The sequence below is a fragment of the Halopolyspora algeriensis genome (genome assembly GCF_003337235.1).
GTDB classification, from domain to species: domain Bacteria; phylum Actinomycetota; class Actinomycetes; order Mycobacteriales; family Pseudonocardiaceae; genus Haloactinomyces; species Haloactinomyces algeriensis.
Genome location: NZ_QPJC01000021.1, coordinates 16,165 through 40,620, shown reverse-complemented (window position 1 = coordinate 40,620; position 24,456 = coordinate 16,165). Strand labels below are relative to the sequence as shown.

At 66.7% G+C, this 24,456-nt stretch carries 21 protein-coding genes, 1 tRNA gene and 2 pseudogenes; 11 read left to right on the top strand and 13 right to left on the bottom strand.

Going from position 1 to position 24,456, the window contains the following annotated elements; translation table 11 throughout:
- Nucleotides 1-97 precede the first annotated feature (97 nt).
- The 9 genes and pseudogenes from DFQ14_RS20830 to DFQ14_RS22490 all read right to left on the bottom strand — a co-directional run.
- Nucleotides 98-692, bottom strand: a pseudogene (locus tag DFQ14_RS20830) (dihydrofolate reductase family protein).
- Nucleotides 693-771: 79 nt separating this feature from the next.
- Nucleotides 772-1,128, bottom strand: coding sequence for a nuclear transport factor 2 family protein (locus DFQ14_RS20825; RefSeq protein ID WP_114455034.1), 357 nt, complete (start codon nucleotides 1,126-1,128; stop codon nucleotides 772-774).
- A gap of 75 nt (nucleotides 1,129-1,203) precedes the next feature.
- Entirely contained in the window at nucleotides 1,204-1,872 is a 669-nt protein-coding gene (locus DFQ14_RS20820) for a YdcF family protein (protein WP_246195879.1), read from the bottom strand.
- Between the two features lie 289 nt (nucleotides 1,873-2,161).
- Nucleotides 2,162-2,246 (bottom strand) — tRNA-Ser (locus DFQ14_RS20815).
- Nucleotides 2,247-2,298: 52 nt separating this feature from the next.
- A complete protein-coding gene (locus DFQ14_RS20810) occupies nucleotides 2,299-2,772 on the bottom strand; it encodes a MarR family winged helix-turn-helix transcriptional regulator (RefSeq protein ID WP_114455033.1) in 474 nt (157 codons plus the stop codon).
- Between the two features lie 211 nt (nucleotides 2,773-2,983).
- Nucleotides 2,984-3,730: a 3'(2'),5'-bisphosphate nucleotidase CysQ gene (locus DFQ14_RS20805; protein WP_114455032.1), complete on the bottom strand. Its 747-nt coding sequence runs from the start codon at nucleotides 3,728-3,730 to the stop codon at nucleotides 2,984-2,986.
- Nucleotides 3,730-5,649 (bottom strand): sulfate adenylyltransferase subunit CysN, encoded by a 1,920-nt coding sequence (gene cysN, locus DFQ14_RS20800; protein WP_114455031.1) that lies wholly within the window; start codon nucleotides 5,647-5,649, stop codon nucleotides 3,730-3,732. The genes DFQ14_RS20805 and cysN overlap by 1 nt, the downstream gene beginning before the upstream one ends.
- Nucleotides 5,649-6,581 carry a sulfate adenylyltransferase subunit CysD gene (cysD, locus tag DFQ14_RS20795; protein WP_114455030.1) on the bottom strand — a complete coding sequence of 311 codons (933 nt, stop codon included), beginning with the start codon at nucleotides 6,579-6,581 and terminating at the stop codon, nucleotides 5,649-5,651. Before cysD ends, cysN begins: the two co-directional genes overlap by 1 nt.
- 31 nt (nucleotides 6,582-6,612) lie before the next feature.
- Nucleotides 6,613-6,786: pseudogene (locus tag DFQ14_RS22490) on the bottom strand (integrase core domain-containing protein); the annotation flags it as partial.
- A 251-nt stretch (nucleotides 6,787-7,037) separates the two neighbouring features.
- Here DFQ14_RS22490 and DFQ14_RS20785 point away from each other — a divergent pair.
- Both DFQ14_RS20785 and DFQ14_RS20780 read left to right on the top strand, forming a co-directional pair.
- The gene (locus tag DFQ14_RS20785) at nucleotides 7,038-8,024 is read left to right on the top strand and encodes an ABC transporter ATP-binding protein (protein WP_114455029.1); all 987 of its coding nucleotides are present in this window, start codon (nucleotides 7,038-7,040) and stop codon (nucleotides 8,022-8,024) included.
- Nucleotides 8,021-8,851: an ABC transporter permease gene (locus DFQ14_RS20780; protein ID WP_114455028.1), complete on the top strand. Its 831-nt coding sequence runs from the start codon at nucleotides 8,021-8,023 to the stop codon at nucleotides 8,849-8,851. The genes DFQ14_RS20785 and DFQ14_RS20780 overlap by 4 nt, the downstream gene beginning before the upstream one ends.
- Nucleotides 8,852-8,867: 16 nt before the next feature.
- Here the strand turns inward: DFQ14_RS20780 and DFQ14_RS20775 are convergent, their stop codons facing one another.
- Together DFQ14_RS20775 and DFQ14_RS20770 are read right to left on the bottom strand one after the other, a co-directional pair.
- The gene (locus DFQ14_RS20775) at nucleotides 8,868-9,527 is read right to left on the bottom strand and encodes a GNAT family N-acetyltransferase (RefSeq protein ID WP_257233778.1); all 660 of its coding nucleotides are present in this window, start codon (nucleotides 9,525-9,527) and stop codon (nucleotides 8,868-8,870) included.
- 115 nt (nucleotides 9,528-9,642) lie between these two features.
- Entirely contained in the window at nucleotides 9,643-11,157 is a 1,515-nt protein-coding gene (locus DFQ14_RS20770) for a M28 family metallopeptidase (RefSeq protein WP_420810209.1), read from the bottom strand.
- 271 nt (nucleotides 11,158-11,428) lie between these two features.
- Here DFQ14_RS20770 and DFQ14_RS20765 point away from each other — a divergent pair, with 271 nt between their 5' ends.
- Nucleotides 11,429-12,409, top strand: a complete 981-nt coding sequence (locus DFQ14_RS20765) for an NAD(P)H-quinone oxidoreductase (protein ID WP_114455025.1) — start codon at nucleotides 11,429-11,431, stop codon at nucleotides 12,407-12,409.
- Nucleotides 12,410-12,492: 83 nt separating this feature from the next.
- On the opposite strand, the gene DFQ14_RS20760 is transcribed toward DFQ14_RS20765, so the two are convergent.
- Nucleotides 12,493-13,692: a cysteine desulfurase-like protein gene (locus DFQ14_RS20760; protein ID WP_114455024.1), complete on the bottom strand. Its 1,200-nt coding sequence runs from the start codon at nucleotides 13,690-13,692 to the stop codon at nucleotides 12,493-12,495.
- A gap of 153 nt (nucleotides 13,693-13,845) precedes the next feature.
- On the opposite strand from DFQ14_RS20760, the gene DFQ14_RS20755 reads away from it, so the two are divergent.
- From DFQ14_RS20755 to DFQ14_RS20730, 6 genes are all read left to right on the top strand, one after another.
- A complete protein-coding gene (locus tag DFQ14_RS20755) occupies nucleotides 13,846-14,388 on the top strand; it encodes a bacterial proteasome activator family protein (RefSeq protein WP_114455036.1) in 543 nt (180 codons plus the stop codon).
- 191 nt (nucleotides 14,389-14,579) lie between these two features.
- On the top strand, nucleotides 14,580-15,428 hold the full coding sequence (gene wzm, locus DFQ14_RS20750; RefSeq protein ID WP_114455023.1) for a galactan export ABC transporter permease subunit Wzm/RfbD: 849 nt from the start codon (nucleotides 14,580-14,582) through the stop codon (nucleotides 15,426-15,428).
- Nucleotides 15,429-15,446: 18 nt separating this feature from the next.
- Nucleotides 15,447-16,271 carry a galactan export ABC transporter ATP-binding subunit Wzt/RfbE gene (wzt, locus tag DFQ14_RS20745; protein ID WP_114455022.1) on the top strand — a complete coding sequence of 275 codons (825 nt, stop codon included), beginning with the start codon at nucleotides 15,447-15,449 and terminating at the stop codon, nucleotides 16,269-16,271.
- Nucleotides 16,268-17,209: a galactofuranosyltransferase GlfT1 gene (gene glfT1 / locus DFQ14_RS20740; RefSeq protein ID WP_114455021.1), complete on the top strand. Its 942-nt coding sequence runs from the start codon at nucleotides 16,268-16,270 to the stop codon at nucleotides 17,207-17,209. The genes wzt and glfT1 overlap by 4 nt, the downstream gene beginning before the upstream one ends.
- Nucleotides 17,210-17,317: 108 nt before the next feature.
- The gene (locus DFQ14_RS20735) at nucleotides 17,318-17,596 is read left to right on the top strand and encodes a helix-turn-helix domain-containing protein (protein ID WP_246195877.1); all 279 of its coding nucleotides are present in this window, start codon (nucleotides 17,318-17,320) and stop codon (nucleotides 17,594-17,596) included.
- Nucleotides 17,597-17,786: 190 nt separating this feature from the next.
- Nucleotides 17,787-21,140: an arabinosyltransferase domain-containing protein gene (locus tag DFQ14_RS20730; RefSeq protein WP_114455019.1), complete on the top strand. Its 3,354-nt coding sequence runs from the start codon at nucleotides 17,787-17,789 to the stop codon at nucleotides 21,138-21,140.
- A gap of 126 nt (nucleotides 21,141-21,266) precedes the next feature.
- On the opposite strand, the gene DFQ14_RS20725 is transcribed toward DFQ14_RS20730, so the two are convergent.
- Complete coding sequence (locus tag DFQ14_RS20725) at nucleotides 21,267-21,716, bottom strand: GtrA family protein (RefSeq protein ID WP_114455018.1); 450 nt, start codon at nucleotides 21,714-21,716, stop codon at nucleotides 21,267-21,269.
- A gap of 167 nt (nucleotides 21,717-21,883) precedes the next feature.
- Here DFQ14_RS20725 and DFQ14_RS20720 point away from each other — a divergent pair, with 167 nt between their 5' ends.
- Nucleotides 21,884-23,251: a decaprenylphosphoryl-beta-D-ribose oxidase gene (locus DFQ14_RS20720; protein ID WP_114455017.1), complete on the top strand. Its 1,368-nt coding sequence runs from the start codon at nucleotides 21,884-21,886 to the stop codon at nucleotides 23,249-23,251.
- Nucleotides 23,248-24,003 (top strand): decaprenylphospho-beta-D-erythro-pentofuranosid-2-ulose 2-reductase, encoded by a 756-nt coding sequence (locus tag DFQ14_RS20715; protein WP_114455016.1) that lies wholly within the window; start codon nucleotides 23,248-23,250, stop codon nucleotides 24,001-24,003. Before DFQ14_RS20720 ends, DFQ14_RS20715 begins: the two co-directional genes overlap by 4 nt.
- Nucleotides 24,004-24,456: the final 453 nt, after the last annotated feature.

Genomic DNA, 24,456 nt, shown 5'->3' with positions numbered 1-24,456 from the left:
TCCGGCAACCGCTCCCGCGACGACGACGTCACCTGACCAGGCCTGGGCATGAACACACACTACCAGCCACACCCAACCTAAATCAGCGGTATTGCATCTAGGTGATTGCCGGGCGATAGGTGCAGATGTGCACCCCGGTCGAGGCTGTCCTGGTGTCGACGAGCGTCAGGGGGCGAGCGACCCCGTCATCCGGGAAGAGCTTCTTGCCTCCGCCGAGGACGATCGGCTCGAGCATCAGGCGGTACTCGTCGACGAGATCGTGGGCGATGAGCCGGCGGGCAAAGCTCACGCTTCCCATCACCTGCACATCGCCGCCCTCGGTCTCCCGGAGCTTGCGCACTGCACCGATCGCGTCTTCGGACGGCAACAGAGTGGAGTTGTTCCACTCGAGGTCGGAAGCGGTGAGGGTGCGCGAGGCCACGTACTTGAGGATCGCGTTCATCCGGTCGGCGAACGGGTCGCCGGCACGGCCGGGCCACGCCTGGGCCATCACCTGCCAGGTGCGCCTGCCGAACAGCAACGCGTCGGTGGTGCTCATGGCCTCGTCGATGGCCGAGCCCATGGTCTCCGGATCGAAGTACGGCATCGACCAGCCACCGTGTGCGAAGCCGCCGTCGGTGTCCTCGTCCAGGCCCTCCCGGAGCCTGCACAACACCGTCGAGGCTCATGAAATCGCTGAGTACGACGCGCATGGTGATCATCCAATCGCTTGGACTCGAGAGCGTGGAAACAGCTTAGCCGTACCGCTTCTGATCCTGCGGATACGATCCGTCACCTCACTCGTGAGTCCGGTACGGGAGTTCCCTGGTGGTGCAGCAACAGCCATGCGTCTCCCTCGCGGACCCATACCGAGGTCCGCAACGACGCCTCGTTGCGGCGTCGTGCCGTGTAGGTCAGCAGGATCGCGTCCGGACCGAGCCGTACCGGCCGAAAGTCCTCCGCATCGATGTACTCCGCGGTGGTACTCGTGGCCTGCACGATCGACTGTCGATCCCACACCGTGCCGGAAGCTCCGAACTCGCCGAAGTCACTGTGCAGGTGCGCTCGAACCGCCGCGTCGTCACAGCGAGTCTCCGGTTCGAGCAGCCTGCGTTCATTCGCGACGACTGTTTCGAGATCCTGATCCATGACGAGAGCCTATTGCCGCCTCGTGGGGAGCTCCCGTCCATGAGAAGAACCCACCGGACGCGGACACCGCGAGAGTCAACGCTGCTCCGCGACGAGGCGCGACGTGTAGCCGGCCTCGACCAGTCGCGCGTAAGCGGTCTGCACCACGTCCGGGACGTGCTGCTCGATGGCGAAGCCCGCTTGCGCGTATGCGGTGATCCGCTGCGTGTCGCCGACGAGCATGTTGACGACATGGTCGACGTCACCACTGCCTGCGAGGTAATCGTCGAGGGTCATGCGCTGGGACGAGCACAGGATGTCGATCCCCGGCCAGAGCTTTTTGGCGGTCGCGAAGGCTCGCCGCTGCTGATAAGGCCGCGAGGCGAGCAGGGCCGAACCGACGTCGATTCCCCGGTCTTCGAGCAGCTTGCGGGTAAGGGCGATGTTGTCCCCTGTGTTCCTGGCCTCGGTCTCGATCAGGATCGCGGCATCGGGAACACCGCGTTCCATCGCGATCTCGCGGTAGTGGACAGCTTCCCCACGCGGGAAACGATCCACCGTGGCCGGAGCGTTGGCGCCGGTGAAGACGATGAGCGGGAACAGCCCTTGCGCGTACAGGTCGGCCGTGTGGATGGCTACGCCGGAGTCATGGCCGCCGAGGCCCACCGCGACATCGACCGGACGGAGCTCGTCGTCCAGGCGGTGGTAGTCCCACAGGGTCTGCACGTCGCCGCGCAATTCGTCAGGCAGGAACTCGGTGGCCACAGCTGCTGTCCTTCCGGCCGGATCAATTCGTCGATCTTGGAGGTGTGGGACCGGGAGAGGCGCGATGCGGAGTGCCCGCCACGGGCACACTCCACCACGTCGTCATCGGCCGTACAGGTCACACGATGCAGGAGTCCCTTCGGCGCGTTCCGGCTTGCCGTAGCTCGTGAGCGTATGTGCCGGGCAGAGCCTCCGCAGGAGGGCGCCTGAGACGAGGACCGAGACGAAGCAAGAAGCGGGGCCCGATGACGTGATCGTCACCGGGCCCCGCTTTGCCTGCTCAGCGCTGCGGAAGCGGCGGGATTCGAACCCGCGGACCCTCTCGGGTCGCTCGCTTTCAAGGCGAGTGCATTCGGCCGCTCTGCCACGCTTCCAGTCCCGGACCCTAGCCAATCGGTCCACCAGCGGCCACACCAGGGGCTGGAGTCAGTCCTCCTCGCTGCGCAGATGTCCGGTGATTCGCCGGAAGACATCGGCGAGCATCCCCCGCTCCTCCGGAGCGAGAAGGTCCACCATGTGCTCGCGGACACCGGCGACATGCGTGGGCGCCGCCCGCTCGAGCAGGTGCTCGCCCTCCTCGGTGAGCAGGGCGAACACGCCCCGAGCATCCTCCGAGCACTCGCTGCGCTGCACCAGCCCCTTGGCCTCCAGGCGGCGGATCTGGTGCGAGATACGGCTCTTGGAGTGCGCGACATCCTCGGCCAACCGGCTCATCCGCAGCTGCCTGTCGGGGTGTTCGGACAACCGCACGAGGATCTCGTAGTCGGCCAGGGAGATCCCGTGTTCCGCCTGCAGCTCGTGACTGAGCCGGTGCTCCAGCAACGCGCTGCCGACGATGTAGGTTCGCCACGCCGCCATCTCCTGCCGGGACAGCCACCGGGTTTCGTCACCTCCGGTCATGGACACTCATTCAGGTTAGCTACCGTGCCGTGATACGTCCCACCGCGACGATCTCACCCGCGCGGGGGGCCACGAACGGTCTTTTCGACTCGATTCGCCGGACACTGATCCGGTGCCCCTGGGCGGTGAGCTCGATGGCCGGCGAGTCGTAGGATCATGTGTCCGCTGCCGTCGAAGAGCGGAGAAAGCTCGACGCGCACCGGCGGGCCGATCAATCCGCGGACACCGCGCTCGCCACCTGTGAGAGCACCTCCTCGGCATGCTCTTTGCGGCAGATAAGCAGGTCCGGCAGGTAAGGATCGAGGTTGTTATAGACGAGCGGTGATCCGTCGAGTCGGGAGACGTGAAGTCCAGCCGCAATCGCGACCGCGGCAGGTGCACAGCTGTCCCACTCGAACTGGCCGCCCGTATGCAGGTAAATATCGGCCTCGTTGCGGACGACGGCCATGGCCTTGGCGCCGGCGGATCCCATGGGCACCAATTCAGCCCCGAGCGCAGCCGCGACGGCCACCGCCTCGGCAGCGGGACGGGTCCGGCTGACCACCATACGCAGCCTGCCGGGCGCCTGCACGATGCCGGGTACGTTGTCACTGCTCAGCGTCAAGCCCAGGCCCGGCAGCGCCACCGCTCCGAGCTTCGGAACACCACCGACGGCGAGCGCGATGTGGACGGCCCAGTCCGTACGCGTCTCACCGAATTCGCGAGTGCCGTCCAGCGGATCGACGATCCACACCCGGCTCGCGGAACTGCGAGTCCCGTCGTCCCTTTCCTCTTCGCACAGGACCGCGTCCCTACCGCGATGCTCTCCCAGTGCGGCCATGATGAACGCACTCGACATCTGGTCGCCAACCCGGCCCAGAGTCTTACCCTCGAACAGGCCCGAACGTTGCACACGGACGAGGAGCTCACCCGCGGCGTTCGCGATCCGGTAGGCCAACTGGGTGTCGGTCTCCGTCATCATCGATCCTGAAGGATCAGATCGACGATCGTCGCCGCCGCGTCTTCTGGCGTCGTCGCAATGGTGTCGATGCGCAGGTCCGGGTTGGCAGGCGGCTCGTATGGCGAGTCGACCCCGGTGAAGTTGGGCAACTTCCCGGCTCGCGCCTTGGCGTAGAGACCTTTGACGTCACGGCGCTCCGCCTCGGCCAGCGTCGTGTCGACGTGGATCTCCACGAACTCGCCCGGCTCCATCATATCGCGCAGCATGATCCGTTCGGCTTCGAAGGGGGAGATGAACGCGGCGATGGCGATCAGGCCCGCATCGGTCAACAGTTTCGCCACCTCACCCACGCGGCGGATGTTCTCCACCCGGTCCGCGTCGGTGAAACCGAGGTCCTTGTTCAACCCGTGCCGGATGTTGTCACCGTCCAGAAGGAAGCAGTGCTTACCCAGCGCGTGCAGCCGCTTCTCGACCAGGTTGGCGATGGTCGACTTGCCCGAACCCGACAGCCCGGTGAACCAAACGACCTTGGGCCGCTGGTTCTTCTGCTGGGCGTGCGCGTCACGACTCACCTCGATCGCCTGCCAGTGCACGTTCTCGGCTCGACGCAGGGCGAAGTGCAGCATGCCGGCCGCAACGGTCGTGTTGGTCAGCTTGTCCATCAGGACAAACCCGCCGAGCGCCGGGTCCTTCCGGTAGGGCTCGAAGACGATGGATCGGTCGGTGGACAAATTCGCGACACCGATCGCATTGAGGCTCAACGTCTTCGCCGGCTGCTGTTCCATCGTGTTGACGTCAACCTGGTACTTCGGGCTCTGAATGGTCGCCGTCACCGTCTGCGTACCGATCTTGAGCCAGTAGGGTCGCCCCGGGAGCATCGGCTCCTCAGCCATCCAGACGAGCATGACCTCGAAGCCATCGGAAACGGCCGGCGAATCGTCGGCGGCCGCGATCACGTCACCCCGGGAACAGTCCTCCTCCTCGGTGAGAGTGATCGTCACCGACTGACCGGCCAGGCCTCGATCGAGATCACCATCGAACGTCACAATGCGCGCGACCGTGCTGGTCCGCCCGGATGGCAGGATCCGCACCGGATCACCCACCCCGACCGAGCCACTGGCGATCAACCCGGCGAACCCACGGAAATCGTGACTTGGGCGGTTCACCCACTGCACCGGCATCCGGAACGCCGCGCCATGGTCGAACGCGTCGCCGACCTGCACGCTCTCCAGCACCGGGATCAACGCAAGCCCCTCGTACCATGGCGTGTTATCGCTGCGCGCCGCCACGTTGTCGCCGGCGAGAGCCGAAATGGGAATGGCCGTGACGTCGGTGAGGTCGATGCTCTCGGCGAATTCGGTGTATTCGGCGACGATGGCGTCGAAAATGGCCCGGTTGTACCCAACGAGGTCCATCTTGTTCACCGCCAACACGATGTGCCGCACCCCCATCAACTGCGCGAGGTAGCTGTGCCGGCGGGTCTGAGTCAGCACCCCCTTCCGAGCGTCGACCAGGATGACGGCGACGTCAGCGGTGGAGGCACCGGTGACCATGTTACGCGTGTACTGCTCGTGGCCCGGGGTGTCGGCAACGATGAATTTACGCTTCTCGGTGGCGAAGAATCGGTAGGCGACATCGATGGTGATCCCCTGTTCGCGCTCAGCCACCAGTCCGTCGACGAGCAGCGCGAGGTCACTGTCTTGCCCCTGTGTGCCGACGCGTTTGCTGTCCGCCTCCAACTCGGCCAGCTGATCCTCGAAGATCAGCTTGCTGTCGTACAGCAGCCGCCCGATCAGGGTCGACTTACCGTCATCCACGGAACCACAGGTGATGAAGCGCAGGAGGCTCTTGTGCTGATGCTGCTCGAGGTAGGCGTCGATGTCCTCAGCAATCAGCCGATCCGCCTCGTAAACGCTGTTCCGGACGTCCTCCGTCATCAGAAGTAGCCCTCCTGCTTCTTCTTCTCCATGCTTCCGGCTCCGGCGTCGTGGTCGATGACGCGCCCCTGTCGCTCCGAAGTCGTTGTCAGCAACATCTCCTGGATAACCTCGGAAAGCGTTGCGGCCTCACTTTCGATCGCACCGGTGAGTGGGTAACAGCCCAGCGTGCGAAAACGGATCGACCTCGTCACCGGCTCTTCCTCGGGAAGAAAACGGAACCGCTCGTCGTCCACCATCAGAAGTTGCCCGTCGCGCTCGACCGTCGGCCGTGGCGCCGCGAAGTACAGCGGGACAATGTCGATGCCTTCGAGTTGGATGTACTGCCAGAGATCGAGTTCCGTCCAGTTCGAAATCGGAAAGACGCGGATGCTCTCTCCCTTGGCCTTGTTCGCGTTGTAGAGATTCCACAGCTCCGGCCGCTGATTCTTGGGGTCCCACCGGTGCGTCGCCGTCCGGAACGAGAATATTCGTTCCTTGGCCCGTGATTTCTCCTCGTCGCGGCGCGCTCCTCCGAATGCCGCGTCGAACTGGTACTTGTCCATCGCCTGCTTGAGGCCTTCGGTCTTCCACATGTCCGTGTGCAGGGAACCGTGGTCGAACGGGTTGATACCACGCGCCTTCGCCTCGGGATTGTGGTGCACCAAGAGCTCCATGCCGGCCTGCGCGGCGGCCCGGTCACGCAGCTCGTACATGTCCTGGAACTTCCACGTGGTGTCTACATGCAACAGCGGAAATGGCGGCGGTGACGGATGGAAGGCCTTCCGCGCGAGGTGCAGCAGGACCGAACTGTCCTTGCCGACCGAGTACAGCATCACCGGGTTCTCGCACTCGGCGACCACTTCCCGCATGATGTGAATGGACTCCGCCTCCAGCCGCTGGAGGTGCGTGAGCGTCGACGACGGATGCTCGATCGTACCGTCCTCGCCCATTGGAGCTCCCTTCCTGTTCACTTCTCTTGTTCTGTCCTGACAGGTTGGTAATGCGGCTGGCGGGCGAACCGCCGATGCTGGTGTGGTGCCGGTGATGGTTGTACCAGTGCAGGAAACCGGGCAGTGCGGCGCGTCGGGCGGTTTCGCTGGTGCAGGCCTCAGCGTAAGCCCGCTCGTCGAGCAGGATGCGGTCGAAGCGCTCGACGTGGCACCCGTTCACAACCTCCGTGGCCAGTACAGCGGCGGAACCGGACAGGTCTCCGAACGCACCGGCGGTGCCGGTGTCATGCACACCGACTCATCGGAGCCCTTGATGTGATCTTCCGTCTTCCGCGAGAAGGAATGATCGACCAAGGGATTCACTTATGCTCTACCGAGGTCATCTCAACCACACCCGGCTCGACAACGAGCTGGGCGGTGGGCTCGACATGACATCGAGCGCGAAGGAGGAACCACATGACCCCTGCGGTCGAGGTGCTCGATCTGGTCAAGCGGTATCCGAAAAGCTCGAGCAATGCCGTCGACAACCTGAGCTTCGAGGTCCACCCGGGTGAGGTGTTCGGCCTGCTCGGTCCGAACGGGGCGGGTAAGACCACCACGGTCGGGATCCTGACCACCCGGGTGACACTGACCGCGGGCACGGCCAGGATCGGTGGCGTCAGTGTCGGGTCGGACCCGGTTGCCGCCCGCCGGAAAGTGGCCGTGGTGCCACAACAGGTCAACCTGGACCGGTCGTTGAACGCGCGGCAGAACCTGATCTTCCACGCCGCTTACCACGGAGTGCCCCGCACCGAGCGGCGTCGGCTCGCCGACGAGCTGCTCGACCGCATGGGGCTGACGGACAAGGCCAAAGCCCGCATCGACGACCTCTCCGGCGGCCAAGCGCAACGGCTCATGATCGCCCGAGCCCTGATCCACCGCCCCGAGGTGCTGTTCCTCGACGAACCCTCCACCGGTCTGGACCCGCAGGCCCGGCTGTTCGTGCACGATCGGGTCAGCGGTCTGCGCTCGGAAGGAGTGACCGTCGTGCTGACCACGCACGACATGGACGAAGCCGAGAAGCTCTCCGACCGTGTCGGCATCGTCGACCACGGCAGGATGCTCACCCTCGACACCCCGGAAAAGCTGATCAAATCGCTGCCGGGCAGCGGCACCATCGACGCCACGGTCCACCCGAACGGCTTCACCCCCGACGGCCTCACCGACGTTCTGGCCGCCGTGCAGGGCGTCGAACAGGTGGAACCGGTCGGCACCGTGCCGTCGCAGACCGGGGAGGACCCCGGGCTGCGCATGCGGCTCTACGTCGCGGACGAACCGGCCGCGCTGCTCGGTCCGGTCGCCGCGGCCCTGCACGAACGACAGGTGACGGTCAACGATCTGTCGCTGGGATCGGCGACGCTGGAAGACGTCTTCATCGACCTGACGGGGAGGGAGCTGCGTTGAGCAGGACCGCGACGAACGGGTCCGCGGCGAGCGGGAGTGCGGTACGCGGAACCACGGCGAGCTCGGTACGCGCGTTCGTTGCCGTACTCGGTCGCGACGTGTTCGTGACCGGCCGCGAACTGCCGAGCTTTCTGGCTCAGGTCCTCGTGCAGCCGGTGGCGCTGCTGTTCATTTTCGGCAAGGTGCTCGGCCAGCTCGGCTACACCCAGCCCGGCTATGCCCAGATCCTGTTCCCCGGCATGATCGCGCTCAACGCGTTCCTGGTCGCGCTGCAGAACACGTCCTTCCCGCTGGTGCTGGACTTCTCCTACTCCCGCGAGATCGAGGACCGGCTGCTCGCGCCGCTGCCGATCAGCTGGGTCGCGGTCGAGAAGATGCTGTTCGGGGCGCTGCGTGGGCTGGTCGCCGCACTGCTGATGTTTCCGATCGGTCTGGTGATGCTCGGGGAGATCCACTGGAACCTGTCCGGGCTGCCGTTCGCGGCCCTGTGCATGGTGCTGGGCTCCCTGGCGGGAGGCACGGTCGGTCTCACGGTGGGTGCTGCCGTACCTCCGCGGCGGATCAACATCATGTTCGCGGTGATCCTGGCTCCGCTGATCTTCACCGGTGCGAGTCAGTTCCCGTGGGCGCAGCTCGACGGGCTGCGCTGGTTTCAAATCCTGTGCGCGTTCAACCCGCTGACCTACGTCAGCGAGGGGATGCGCGGGGCGCTCCTGCCGTGGGTGCCGCACATGGCGCCGTGGGTGTGCGTGCTCGCCCTCATCGGCGCGTGCGGTCTCTTCGGTGCCCTGGGCATCCGCTTCTTCCTGCGCCGGGCACTGGACTGAGCCGGACCTCGGTGCTCTATCCGGTACCGCCGCCCACGAGCATGTGCCTGCACTGCTCGAAACCCTCCACCTCGGGTTTCCAGCGAGGTCGGTGCGCGTCGAAGCGCTCGCGGGTCAGCAGCAGTCGAGTGATGTCGGCAGCCTGCCCCCGGCGCTGCCTGCGCTGCGTGCCGTCGGCGACATAGCCGAGCTTGCGGCTCACCCGCTGTGAGGCGGGGTTGTCGGTGAAGGCATCGGACCGGGCCTGCTCGGCTTCGAGGTGGTCGAACGCGAAAGCCAGCGCCGCCGCCCGCATCTCCGTTCCATAGCCCTGCCCCTGGTACCTGCGACCGATCCAGGAGCCGGTGTGCACCTGCCGGGTCACGGCGAAGTCCTTCGCCACCAGACCCTGGGTGCCGATCACCCGGCCGTCGAGCCGCACCAGGAAGTTCAGCACCCACGACTCCGGCATGAACTCCGCGCGCAGTTTCCAGTGGTGTTGCAGGGTATTGCGACCGAGCTCCTCGGAGGGAGCGTCGGTCCACGGGAACCCGAAAGGCATCGTCTCCGGCGGATGAACACCTCGATGTGCCTCGTCTGCGAGCTCCAACAACCCGGCATCGTCGTCGGGACGCAGCTGCAGTCCGGGTGTACGGAGGACGAGGTGCCGCAGCGGCCACGGTTCCGGGTGGTTCACACGGTCAGCTTGCACGAGGACACCCCCAAAGTGCACGCGATGACTCGTAAACCGGATGGGGCGTTTCCTGTGCGGAAATCGCCCCATCCGGTTACGTGTTCACCTCAGCGCGGAATCACTTCAGCGGGAGCTGGCAGGTGTGGCCCTGCGACTCCTGCGAAGCCTGCGACGAGGTCGTGAAGGACTGCGCCCCGACCGAGTTCGCCCGCACACTGGTGACTTCCTCGGCGTTCTGCGCGTACTTCGTGACGACCATGGCGATCGCCTTGGTGTTGCGCTTCAACGCCTGACGGTCCACGTTGTCCATGTCATCGCCGACCGTGTGGTAGTTCGGGTCGTAGGCCTTACCTGCCTCGCCGCCCCACTTCTCGGCCTGGGCCTGGGTCTTGACCCCCTCGGCACCGGTGAACAGGCCTCCGGCCGGGATGCCGTTGGCGATGAACGGGCCGTAGTCGGAACGGCCGGTGAAGTCGGTGCCCTCGACCTCGACGCCCTGCGAGTTCAGCGCGTCGACGAAGGCCTGCTCGATCGCGCCGGAGCCCTTCGGGCCCGGGCCCGCGCCGACACCGTCGGAGTTGTCACCGTCGTAGGCGAAGTACCCGGCGTTCGGCGAGCCGATCATGTCGAAGTTCAGGTACATCGCGATCTTGCTCTGCTGTTCGGAGCTCAGACCCTGCACGTACTTCGTCGAGCCGATCAGGCCGGACTCCTCGGCACCCCACCACGCGAAACGCACGGCGTTGTTGATGTCGGGGCTGCCACCGAGCTGGATCGCGGTCTCCAGCAGACCGGCACTGCCGGTGCCGTTGTCGTTGATGCCCGCACCCTCGGCGACGCTGTCCAGGTGGGCACCCGCCATGACCACGTTCTCCGGGTTGCCCGTGGAGGTCTGGGCAACCACGTTCTCGGTGGTGACCTCGTCGAACCGAGCCTGCAGGTTCAGGGTCGCTTCGGTACCGGCCTGGCCCACGAGCTGCTCACCGACGGCCTTGGTGACTCCGGCGGTGGGGATCACCCCGGCATCGGCGCCACCGAGCGTGCCGTTGAGGGCACCGTCGACGTTGTTGTAGATGATCGCCGCGTCCGCACCCTGCTCGGAGGCGATGCGCTGCTTCTTGGCGAAGGTGCAGGCGCCGCGCTTGATCAGCGCGATGGTGCCGGCGACGTCAGTGCCCTCGTAGTCGGTGGCCTCGCAACCGGTGGAGTCGTCGGCCGGGACGACCGACAACGGCGCGGTGACGTTGCCCGCCGGCGAGTACTCCATCGCGCTCGCCTCGACCGGTTCGCCGCCCACGCTCAGCTCGATGGACTCGAGGTAGTACTTCGTGTACCGGAACTCCGGGGTGGACACGTCGAAACCGGCGTCGCGGAGCTTGCTCACGACGTAGTCGACACTGGCCTGATACCCCGAGGTCCCGGACGCACGGTTGCCGTCGTTCTGGTGCGCGATGCGCTGGAACGCGGCCAGGTGGCGGTTCACCGCGTTGACATTGAGTTCCTCGCCCGGGTTCGCGGGCTGGGTGGGCACAGCCGTGGCCGTGGCGGGGACAACGGCCACCGCCGTCGCCGCGCCCGCGGCGACGAGTGCCTTCACCGCGCCTCTGGGTCCGACGTTTCGCACTCTCATCATACTCCCCGAATCGGGTGGATTATGTGCCGCACAAGCGTTCATAAAGATCCCCATCCGAGTCAATACTTCGCCGACAATGATCGGATATCGGAGCGCACCGAGTGATCCGCGTTACTCTGCGACAACATTTTCGAACGAGTTTTTCCCAGTTTTGCCGCAAATACCGCTCGTCCACTTTCGCCTGTCGAGTGTCGGTAGAAGCGACCCCGACGGCCAGTCGATCGAGGACGTCGGCACGAACGCACACCGCGCGGTGACTACGGTCGTGAGTATGTATGCGATCACCATCCGTGAGCCGGGCGCACCGAACGTACTGGAGTGGACCGAACAGCCGGAGCCGCAACCGGGCCCCGGCGAGGTCGCCATCGACGTCGCGGCCGCCGGGATCAACCGCGCCGATCTGGCCCAACGCAAGGGCGCCTACCCACCGCCGCAGGGTGCGAGCGAGATCCTCGGTCTCGAATGCTCGGGCACCATCGCCGAACTGGGCGACGGCGTCACCGGGTGGCAGCCGGGTGACAGGGTGTGTGCCCTGCTCGCCGGCGGGGGGTACGCCGAACGTGTCGTCGTGCCCGCCGCCCAGCTGCTGCCCGTGCCCGCCGGCATGGACCTCGTCGAGGCGGCCGGGCTGCCCGAGGTGGGCTGCACCGTCTGGTCGAACGTGATCATGGAGGCCGGACTGCGCAGCGGGCAGGTGCTGCTCGTTCACGGCGGCTCGGGAGGCATCGGCACCTGCGCCATCCAGATCGGCACGGCCATGGGGGCGAGGGTGGTGGCCACCGCGGGCTCGGCCGAAAGCCTGCAGCTGTGCCGCGACCTCGGTGCCGAAGTCGCGATCAGCTACCGCGAGCAGGACTTCGTCGAGGAGGTCAAAAAGCTCGGTGGCGCCGACGTCATCCTCGACAACATGGGCGCGGAGTACCTGGACCGCAACATCAGTGCACTCGCCCCGGACGGCCATCTCGCCGTGATCGGCATGCAGGGTGGTCGCAAGGCCGAATTGGATATCGGCAAGATGCTGGTCAAACGGCTGCACATGTCGGTTCTCGGCCTGCGCGGGCGTCCGGTGGAAGGTCCGCAGGGCAAGGCGGCCATCGTCACCGACGTCGCAGAACGCCTGTGGCCGCTGGTCGAGCGGGGCGAGGTCCGTCCCATCGTCCACGGAAGCATGCCCATGTCCGACGCGGCGAAGGCGCATGCGCTCCTCGAAGCAGGTGGTGTGCACGGCAAGATCCTGCTGCAGGTGCCGTAGGCGGAAAGCCGCCGTGAGTGAACTTCAACTTTCGTTACTTCTATGCGAGTGAAAGTTGGCGTTCACTCCGTCAGAGCCGGGGCTCAGCCGAGTTCGCTCACGGCTCGCAGGAGCTGGTCCACCTCGGCTGCGTTGGTGTAGTGCGCCAGTCCGACCCGGACGGCACCGCCGACCTCGCCGACCCCGAGCACCTCGTAAATCCCGTGCGTGCCGGGGTCGGCGAACACGCACACTCCCCGTTCCGAGAGGTGTTCGATGGCGTCGGCGGCCTTGACGCCCTCCACGGTGAACGCCATGGACGGCACCCTGCGCATCGCGTCACCGATGACCATCACATGCTGCATCCGACGCAACCCGTTGGTCATGTTCGCCAGCAACCCCGCCTGGTAGGCCTTGACCGACCCCATCGAGGTGAGCAGGCGTTCCCTGCGGGGGCCGAGCGCGGCATCGTCGAGCCCCGCCAGGTAGTCCACCGAGGAGACCAGACCGGCCAGCAGCGGATAGGCGTGCGGTCCGAGTTCCATGCGTTCGGCACCGCGGGCTTGTGGCTCCAGCGCCGGCGAGGGCAGCCGATCGAGTACCGCGGGATCCCGGAACACCAGGGCACCAACCGGTGGTCCACCCCAGGCCGAGGCATTCAACGCCACCACATCGGCACCCATCGACGTGATGTCCAGCGGCAGGAAGGGCGCCGCCGACGATGCGTCGACGACCACGAACGCGCCGTGCTCGGCGGCGGCCTCGGCGGCCTCGCGCACGTCGGGCCTGGTCCCGACCGCACCGGAGGCGGCGGTGATCGCCACGACCTTCGTCGTCGGCGTGACCAGTTCCCGGAACTGCCAGGCAGGCAGCTCACAGGTTTCGATGTCGACTTCCGCCCACCGGACGGTTCCCCCGGCGCGCTGCGCGGCACGCTGCCACGGCGTGACGTTCGCGGGGTCGTCCAGCCGCGAAACGACCACGTCGTCCCCGATCGTCCACTCGTCTCCGAGTGCGTCGGCCAGCCGCTGCAGGAGGACGGCCGCACTCGGGCCGAGCACCACTCCGGCAAGATCGGCCCCCACGAGGTCGGCCATGGAACGGCGGGCAGCGTCCACGATCGCCTCGGCGCGCTGCGAGGCGGGAAAGATCCCGCCCGGTCCGGACACCGGAGCGCGCAGCGCGGTCGACACCGCGGTGGCCACCTGCTCGGGAACCTGCATGCCCGCCGGCGCGTCCAAGTGCACCCAGCCGTCCCCCAGCGCAGGGTAGAGCCCGCGAACAGCAGCGACGTCGAACGCCATGCACCCACCGTACGGAGATCATCGAGCGCGTTCTCCGTCGGGTGACCGGTTGCGCGAAATCACCGAGCGTGTCCCCTCGCGCACCGGGCGTAGCCCGGCGAAGATGGAGGCATGAATCACAGTGATCAGACCCGCGGCGAGGGTCCGTCGCGGATGCTCGCGGTCAGCCGGGCCGGCTCCCCGGTCGGCGCAGGCGATCCTGCCGGCAGCACCGGCTCTCCCGCGGAGGAGGAAGCTTCCGCGGATCGTCAGGAACTCGCCGAGCTCGTCGAGCAGCCCGCGAAGGTGATGCGGATCGGCACGATGATCAAGCAACTCCTGGAGGAGGTGCGTGCGGCCTCGCTGGACGAGGCGGGCCGTCACCGGCTCAAGGAGATCCACCGGTCCTCGATCGCCGAACTCGAACAGGGGCTGGCACCGGAGCTGGTCGCCGAGCTCGAACGGCTGTCACTGCCGTTCGCCGCCGACGAGACTCCTTCGGAATCGGAGCTGCGCATCGCGCAGGCCCAGCTCGTCGGGTGGTTGGAGGGCCTGTTCCACGGGTTGCAGACGGCACTGTTCGCCCAGCAGATGGCGGCACGTGCACAGCTGGAGCAGATGCGCCAGGGCGCACTGCCCACCACCCACGGCCCCGAGGAAGCTTCCGGCGGGCGCAGCGGCCACCAGCACGGCAGGGGCACCGGCCAGTACCTGTGAGACGGCGCCCTCGGTGGGGCGGGCAGGACCGGAATCGGGCGCTTTCGCGAGAAGCCGACCAACGCCGGGCCCGCCGCGGCTCTGGTCACCGTCCGCGTCCGGACATCCGGAATGCGCCGTTCGTGCGATCACTGATCCACGGGAGAAACCCGGAGGAAGGCACATCCCGGCAGTCGGTACCCTGACGCACTGTGCAGGCCACGAGCACGCTAGACCGCCCACCGGCACCGCCCGAAGCTTCGTCGCGGACCTGGCGCAAGGCGTTTCACGACATCTCCGCAGGTGCACGGCAACGGCAGTTGTGGGCGCACCTCGGCTGGCAGGACATCAAGCAGCGCTACCGCCGCTCGGTGATCGGCCCTCTGTGGATCACCATCAGTATGGGCATGACGGTCACCGCGCTCGGGATCCTCTACTCCCAACTGTTCGACCAGAACCTGGCCGAGCATCTGCCCTACCTCGCGGTCGGCTTCATCGTGTGGGGCTTCGTCTCGGGCTGCCTCAACGACGGCACCGAGGTCTTCATTCAGAACGAAGGTCTGATGAAGCACCTGCCCGCGCCCCTGAGCGTGCACATCCTGCGCCTGGTGTGGCGACAGACGCTGCTGTTCGCACACAACCTGGTCATCTACTTCATCGTGCTGGCCATCTTCTGGATGCCCATCACGTGGACAGCCTTGATGGCCATCCCGGCGCTTCTGCTCATCATGGCCAGCGGTGCTTGGGTCGCTCTGCTGTTCGGTATCGTCTCCACTCGCTTCCGGGACATCCCGCCGGTGGTCGGCAGTCTCATGCAGCTGATCTTCTTCATGACGCCGATCGTGTGGAACGCCGACATCCTGGAGGAAAAGGGCGGGAACATGAGCATCGCGAAGCTCAACCCGCTGTTCCACTACATCGAGATCATCCGTGATCCACTGCTCGGTGAGAATCTGGTCATGACGAACTGGATCGTCGTCGGATGCATCACGCTGGCAGGATGGGCGCTGGCGTTGTTCGTCCTGCGCAACTACCGGGCTCGCGTCACCTACTGGATCTGATCGGGAGCGGGGAGAACAGTGGTCAGCATCGACGTCTGGAACGCGGCGGTCGACTTCCCGATCTTCGACGCGAAGTCCCGCTCACTGAAGAAGGCCGTCCTCGGCAAAACCGGCGGCAAGATCGGCACCGAGAGCAAGGTGCCGATCATCGAGGCGTTGCACGACATCAACCTGTCATTTCGACACGGTGACCGGATCGCTCTGGTCGGGCACAACGGAGCGGGCAAGTCGACCCTGCTGCGACTGCTGTCCGGCATCTACGAACCCACCCGGGGCAGTGCCCGTATCGAGGGCAAGGTCGCCCCGGTGTTCGATCTCGGCGTCGGCATGGATCCGGAGATCTCCGGATACGAGAACATCATCATCCGTGGCCTGTTCCTGGGCATGAACCGCAGGCAGATGGAAAAGCGGATGGACGACATCGCCGAGTTCACCGAGCTCGGCGACTACCTGGCGATGCCGCTGCGCACCTACTCCACCGGCATGCGAGTGCGCCTGGCGCTCGGTGTGGTGACCTCGATCGACCCGGAGATCCTGTTGCTCGACGAGGGAATCGGCGCGGTCGACGCGGACTTCCTGGACAAGGCCAAGGAGCGCCTGCACGAACTGGTCAAGCGCTCCGGCATGCTCGTGTTCGCCTCGCATTCCGACGAGTTCCTCGTCGAGCTGTGCAACACCGCGCTCTGGCTGGACAAGGGTGGGATCAAGGAAGAGGGCTCGCTGCGCGACGTGCTGACGCACTACAAGGGCAAGGATCCCTTCAAGAACCTGAACCCGCAGACTCTGGCCCGGATCGGTGCGTCCGATTCGGCGGCCCCGATCGGGAGCAACGAGGATTCATGAGCGACTCGCCGCAGCAGCCCATGCCCGACCTCGTCGACGATGCGGTGGTCACGGTGGTCGTCACCCGACACCGCCCCGAACTGCTGGCCGAGTCCCTCAAGGTCATCGCCACTCAGACCCGGGTGCCGGACCACCTCGTCGTGGTGGACAACGGTGCGGACGAGTCCACCGCGAAGGTCGTCGCCGAGTGCCCGCTTCCGTCGACCTACCTGCCGTCGCGGCGCAACCTGGGTGGCGCGGGCGGCTTCGCGCTCGGGATGATGTACGCGCTCGCGCTCGGCGCCGCGTGGGTGTGGCTCGGTGACGACGACGGCCGCCCCGCCGACGATCACGCACTGGCCACGCTGCTGGAGGTGGCCGAGGCACGCGGGCTGGCGGCCGTGTCGCCGGTGGTGGTCAACATCGACCATCCCGAGCGACTCGCCTTCCCGCTGCGGCGCGGACTGACCTGGAAACGCCGCCCGGAGGAACTGCGCGGCGCCGATACCCACGGTGACGACGAGTTCCTGCCCGGGATCGCGTCGTTCTTCAACGGCGCCCTGTTCCGCGCGAGCACCCTGGACGTCGTCGGAGTGCCGGACTACCGCCTGTTCTTCCGGGGCGACGAGGTCGAACTGCACCGCCGCGTGGTGCGCTCGGGGCTGCGGTTCGGCACCACGCTGCGCACACGGTTCGTGCATCCGGACGGCTCGGCGGAGTTCAAGCCGATGCTCGGTGGCCGCTTCCACGCGCAGGACCCGCCGGATGCGAACAAGCGCTACTACACCTACCGCAACCGCGGCTACCTGCTCTCCCAGCCGGGGATGCGCAAGATCGGGGCGCTGGAGGTGCTGCGCTTCGGGTTGTACTTCCTCGGACAGCGCCGAAGCCCGAAGGCGTTCGCGGAGTGGCTGCGCCTGGTGCGCCAGGGCCGCCGCGAACACTTCTTCCGCCGGTGAGCTGCACTGAATCCGAGCACAATCACTCGTGAAGACAACCTGTGGGTAGCGGAGGCCGGTGACCTGCACGGAGGTGTTACGGACGTCGAGCAGTTCGAGGACATCGAGGTGGAAGTCAGGGACATGATCCACTTGCTCACCGAACAACCCGAGGACTCCTTCGACATCGACTGGCATTACGTGCAGGCAGGCAACGATTACACCCGTGCTGTCGAGGATCTGCATCGCTGGGAGGAGCAGACCGCTCAGGCGGTCGCCAACCGGGATCGGGCGCGGCGCGAGATCATCGCGACGCTGAGGAGTGCCGGACTCAGCCAACGCGCCATCGCCGAGGTCATCGGCACGTCACATCAGCGGGTCGCCCAGCTCATGGCCGAGACGAGCTGACTCCACACGTGTAACCCCTCACACGAAGCGACGAGAAGGACACCGTGGGTTACCACGGTATCGAGATCACCCTGTGATCCACCTGAGATCACACTGAGATCGCAGCTCACCGCGTTACGGACAGTGCCGAGCCCCACAGGCACCGAATACCGCGCAAAGCCGTGTTCGTGCGACTACTATTCTTCACGCTGTGCGTAACGCGGGGCAGGACAACAACGGGCAGCCCACCCCGGACGGCGAATCGTCCGGGGCCACTGCGGCACGCGCCACGACGCAGCGCAGGGACCCGTCACTGAGGCGGTTGAAGGTGATCGCCTCGGTGCTGGGGCTCCTCGGCACGATCCTGTCGCTTTCCGTTCCCTTCCTGCCGGTGCACCACAACATCACCACATTGCACTGGCCCACCTCGCAGGGCACGAAATCGGTGTCGGCTCCGCTGGTCAGCTACTCGCCGATCTGGCTCGACACCACCATCCCCTGCGATTCGGCCCGGAGCCTGGACGCGCGTACCCAGGGTCCGGGCATCCTGCTCAGCACGAACCCGCCGTCCTCGGAGTACGGCAAGCTCACGGGCATGGTCATGCAGGTCGACAACGGCCGGCTGACACTGCTGTCCAAGGGCAGGCAACTCGGCACGACACCGCTGCCGAACGGCAACTGCACGATCTCGATGCACTCGGATGCATTCAGCACCACCGCCACGGTCGGCAACCAGCCCCTGGCCGACATCCACGGCAGCGACCGCCGCCCGCAACTGACCGGCATCTACTCCGACCTCGAGGCCCGGCAGGATCCCGTGCAGGGGCTGTCGTTCCAGGCGCAGGTGGACAACCGCTACGCCACCTCGGCGACCATCCTCAAGTTCGTCGCCATCGGGCTGGCGATCCTGGCGTTCATCGGATCGGTCATCACGCTGCGCAGGCTCGACGTGCGGGCGGGCCGACGGCCTCCCAAGCTCGCCCCCTCGGGCTGGTGGAAACCCACACCGCAGGACGCCTCGGTCTATGCCGTACTGATCATCTGGTGGCTGATCGGAGCGATGACCTCCGATGACGGCTACATCCTCACCATCGCACGCGCCCGCGAGGAAGCCGGCTACATCAGCAACTACTACCGGTGGTTCGCGGTCCCGGAAGCACCGTTCGGCTGGTTCTACGAGCTCTACTCGCTGTGGGTCCAGGTCTCCACGGCAGCTCCGTGGGTGCGCCTGCCCGCACTGATGATGGGCATCGTGAGCTGGTTGTTGCTCAGCCGGGAGGTCCTGCCCCGGTTGGGCCAGCAGGTGCGCCGCAGCCGCGCGGCGGGCTGGGCGGCCGCAGCGGTGTTCCTCGCCTTCTGGCTGCCCTACAACAACGGCCTGCGCCCCGAGCCGGTCGTGGTGGTGTTCTCGCTGCTGGCGCTGTGCGCGGTGGAGCGCGCGGTCGCCACCAACCGGCTCATGCCCGCAGCGGTCGGCCTCGTGGGGGCGGCTCTCGCCCTGGGAGCCAATCCGCACGGCCTCGTGGCGGTGCTGCCCTACGTCGTCGCGCTCAAACCGCTGATCCGCCTCGTCCGGGCACGTATCCGCGAATTCGGCTGGCTGCCGGTACTGGCCCCGATCTCCGCGTCCGGCTTCGTGATCCTGACGGTGGTGTACTGGGATCAGACGTGGAAGTCGGTGCTGGAGGCCACCCAGCTGCGCACCGAGCTCGGCCCCAGCCAGGACTGGTATCAGGAGCTCAGCCGCTACACCCTGCTGTTCAGCCAGACACCGGACGGTTCGCTGGCACGCCGGTTCCCGGTACTGCTGGTCATCCTGTGCCTGGTGACGTGTGCGGTGGTGCTGCTGCGCCGAGGGCGCATCCGCGGTGCCGCGCTGGGACCGAGCCGCAGGTTGCTCGGCGTGACGGCGCTGTCGTTCTTCGTCCTCATGCTCACCCCGACCAAGTGGTCCCACCACTTCGGTATCTTCGCCGCCGCCGGCGGTGCCCTGGCGGCACTGACGGCGCTGGCCACCAGCGACACGGTGCTGCGCTCCCGACGCAACCGAGCGGCGTTCTTCGCCGGGTTGATGATGATCTGTGCGCTGGCGGCCACCGGCCCCAACGCGTTCTGGTACGTCTCCGGCTGGGGCGTGCCGTGGTTCGACAAACCACCCTCCTTCCAGGGTTACGAATTCAGCACCATCCTGCTGGTCATCGCGGCGATCGCCCTGCTCGTGGCGTTCATCGAGCACGTGCGCATCGACGAGTACCGGCCCCGCGTGGTCAGAACGGCCCTGCGCGACAAGAACGGCCGCCGGACCGGGATGGAGCAACGCAGCCGAGCACTGCGCCTCGGGACGGCGCCGCTGTCGATGATCTGTGCGCTGCTGGTGGTCGGTGAGGTCGCGACCTTCGGCAAGGTGATCCAGGAGCAGTGGGGCACGTACAGCCTCGGCAGGGACAACATCAAGCAGCTGGCCGGCCAGAGCTGCGGCCTGTCCGACTACGTCTACGTCGAGAAGAATCCGCTGGCCGGGATGCTGCGGGTGTCGGCGCAACAGCCGCGCGACCCCGTGCCGGACGGCTACGTCCCGGACCGCAATGCCGACGAGGAAACCCCCGCGGAGTACCTGCACGCCACGATGCAGGGCTTCCGCCGCAACGGTCTGCCACCGGGCGACGGGTCGGACCCCCTCGAAAAGGACTGGCAACCGCCGTACGAGTTCGGTACCGACGACGCACCGGTGTGGGGAAGCTACGACCCGCGGGGGCTGGCCACGGGTGAGCTGCGCACGCAGTGGTACGACCTGCCCGAGCGAGCCCGGAAGGGCCACGTCCCCGTCGTGCTCACTCTCGCCGGAGTCGAGGCCGGCGCGAACTCGCTGTTCGTCGAGTTCGGCAAGCAGACCGACGAGGGCTTCGAGGTGATGGAGCGGCGGCCGGTGCTGAAGGGTCCGCCGCCCGGCTGGCGGGACGCGCGGATCAGCGTGTCGCACAAGGCCGAGGGCGCCGAGAAGATGCGGATCGTGGCCATCGACCAGTCACTGGGCACCGATGGCTGGCTGGCCGTCAGCGCGCCACGGGCACCGCGGCTGACCAACATGACCGAGTTCATCGGCGACGCTCCCACGTTCGTGGAGTGGCCTGCTGCTTTCGTGTACCCGTGCCTGGAGGTGCCGAGCATCAGCAACGGCATCGCCGAGATGCCCCGGTTCCGCATCACGGCAGGTGGCGGCGCCCGCGGCGTCGGGCAGGGCTGGTCGTCCCCGGACGCGGGCGGCCCGTTCGGGTGGATGAACGTCACGGCGAGCATGCGAGCGCTGCCGACCTATCTCCGGGGCAATATTCACCGGGATTGGGGCACGCTGTACGCGGTGGACCCGTACGCGCCGGAGGCACTGCCCGCCGAGGCGGCGATGAACGTGCGCTCGGAGACGCACTGGGGCACCTGGACGCCGGGGCCGGTGAGCAACACGGTGCAGTTGCCCGGGGACGTGCCGAGCTCGGACGATCGCAACGACATCAGCGGATTCGGCGACAGCGAGGACGACAACGACAACGGCGACGGCAACCGGGGGTAAGTGACCGCACGGATCGGGCCGGCCGGCCGGCTGTTTGCCGCCACGCGAGCCAACCCGCGCACCCGCTGACCCACCGGAGCGGGCGGCACGGGCGGACCGAGCCACCGGCCGGGAGCCCGGCTGCGCTCACTCGCGGAAGACGACCCACTTGAGCAGCACGAAGTTGAGTCCCGTGCCGAGCCCCTGGCCGGCCACCCAGCAGATGGTCCAGCGAAGCTGGGCACCGTAGTCGAAGGCGAGCTCGGGCAGGGTGAGAAACAGCAGCTGGTTCGTGCCGATGTTGACGAAAAACGTCGCGATGTAGACCACCACGAACGCGCCCGCCTTCGCCTTGGTGTTGCCCGTCCTCGCCCCGTGGAACGTCAACCTGCGGTTGGCGATGTACGAGCACGAGGTGCCCACGACGAAAGCCAGCGACCGCGCGGCCCAGTTCGGCCAGCTCAGGCCCAGCAGCAGCATGTAGCTGCCGTAGTCGAGCACGGCACAGACACCGCCGATGAGCCCGAAACGGACCAACTGGTGGAGGAGGCCGAGCTTCTTCGCCTCGGGATCGGCAGCGGATTCGGCCACGGCCACTAACTCACCTCAGACATCCGGCACAACGATCCGGTGGCAACGTACCCCCGGGCACTCCCAGGTACTCCCCCAGCGGACGCTGCAAGTATATCGGTCGCCGGGGACCGTACCGCTCGCACTGCTCACCCACCGGGGGACGGAGATAACAACTCGATAGACTCGGCCAGGTGGGATCGGTCAAGGACGAGCAACAGACGCTGACCGGCTGGGGGCGCACCGCGCCGACCCGGGCACGAGTCGTCAGCACGCCGGACGTCGAGGCGATCGCCCGCACCGTGCGCGAGTCCGGTGAGCGCGGCGTCATCGCACGCGGGCTCGGCCGCAGCTACGGCGACCCGTCGCAGAACGCCGGTGGCCTGGTCATCGACATGACCGCGCTGAACCGCATTCACTCGATCGACGCCGACAGGGGCGTCGTGGACGTGGACGCGGGCGTCAATCTGGATCAGCTCATGCGGGCCGCGCTGCCCTTCGGGCTCTGGGCGCCCGTGCTGCCCGGAACGCGCCAGGTCACCATCGGCGGCGCCATCGGTTCGGACATCCACGGCAAGAACCATCACTCGCACGGTTCCTTCGGCAATCACGTGCTGTCGCTGGATCTGCTCACCGCCGACGGCGAGATCCGCACACTCACCCCGGACGGGGAGGGCTCGGAACTGTTCTGGGCCACCGTCGGTGGCATGGGGCTGACGGGCATCGTCCTGCGCTCCCGGGTGGCGATGAAGCACACCGAGACGGCGTACTTCATCGTCGACAACGATCGCACTGCCGATCTCGACGAGACGTTGGAGCTGTTCGGCAACGGTTCCGACGCGAACTACGACTACTCGATGGCGTGGTTCGACTCGATCTCCACCGGCCCGAAGCTGGGCCGCGCGGTCTTCTCCCGCGGATCACTGGCCAAGCTCGAGGACCTGCCCAAAAAGCTGCGCGGCGATCCGCTGAAGTTCGACGCCCCGCAACTGCTGACGTTTCCGGACGTCTTCCCCAACGGGCTCGCCAACAAGCTGACGTTCAGCGCGCTGGGCGAGGTCTGGTACCGCAAGGCCCCGAAGAAGGGGCGCGGGCTGATCCAGAACCTCACCAACTTCTACCACCCGCTGGACATGTTCGGCGAGTGGAACCGGGCCTACGGGTCCCGCGGGTTCCTGCAGTACCAGTTCATCGTCCCGTTCGACGCCGAAGACGAGCTGCGCCGGATCGTGCGGCTCATGGCCGAGTCCGGCCACGTCTCCTTCCTCAACGTGCTCAAGCGCATGGGAGAGGGCAACCGGGCCCCGCTGTCGTTCCCGACCCCCGGCTGGACGGTCACCGTGGACTTCCCGATCGTGCCGGGGCTGCACGAGTTCTGCAGCCGGCTCGACGAGATCGTGCTCGGCGCGGGCGGGCGGCTGTACCTGGCCAAGGACTCGCGGACCACACCCGAGATGATCCAGCGGATGTATCCGCGCATCGACGAGTGGCGCAAGATCCGCGACTCGGTCGACCCCGATGGAATCTTCACCTCCGATCTGTCCCGAAGGCTGGCCCTGTGATCGACGCGGTTGGAAACCCCCAGTCCCTGCTGCTGCTCGGCGGCACCTCCGACATCGCGCTGGCCACGGCCGAGCGCTACGCCCGGCAGCGTCCGTTGCGCATCGTGCTCGCCGCGCGCCCGTCGGAGCGTCTCGAGGCCGCCGCCGAACGGCTGCGCTCCACCGGCAGCACGGTGACCACGGTTTCGTTCGATGCCCGCGATCCCGGTACCCACGGCGAGGCCATCGAGAAGGCCTTCGCCGACGGCGACATCGACATCAGCATCGTGGCCTTCGGCATGCTCGGTGATCAGGAGAAGCTCTGGACCGATGTGGAGGCCGCCCGCGAACTGGCCGAGATCAACTACGTCGCGCCGGTGACGGTGGGTGTGCTGCTGGCCGAGAAGCTGCGCAAGCAGGGGCACGGCCACATCGTGGCGCTGTCCTCGGTGGCCGGTGAGCGGGTTCGCCGGTCGAACTTCGTGTACGGCTCCTCGAAGGCCGGGCTGGACGGTTTCTACACCGGCCTGACCGAGGCGCTGCGCCCGTCCGGGGTGAAGGTCACCGTGGTCCGGCCCGGGCACGTGACGTCGAAGATGACCGAGGGCCTGTCCGAGGCCCCGCTGGCGCAGACGCCGGAGCAGGTCGCGCAGATCATCGTGGAGTCGGTGCGCAAGGGCAAGGAACTGGTGTGGGCGCCCGCGCAGTTCCGCTACGTCATGAGCGTCCTGCGCCACCTGCCCCGCGTGATCTTCCGCCGCCTGCCGTTCTGAAGCTCGCACCGTTTCTGCCGTGGGCCGCCGGGTGATCCCGGCGGCCCACTTTCGTGAGCACTCCGCCGGATTTCGCGGGTGAACTGCGCGGTACCGGTCGGCCGGTGGACGCACTGCCGCAGGCGTCCGGAGATTCGTTTTCGAAAGACGAGCACCAAATCCTCACCCGAATCAGTGAGAGCAACATTTTTATGCGCTCCAAGGCAACCTCGATCGGGTGCCAAACGTCCGTCGGCGCCCGCTTACCGATCCGCCTCACTCGACAGTGATGCTGAGCACGTACCGGGGGTTGCACGTCCACGATCGGATTGCGCGGCTGTGCTGAGCAGCGGATTTCCTCCGAAAGGGACTCCCTCTCACACCATCCGGTTCGAGCAGGTCGTCGCGTCCCCACACACCGTATCCACGGTATCCGTGGATCAATAACGATGCGGTGAAATATCGGACCAGTCT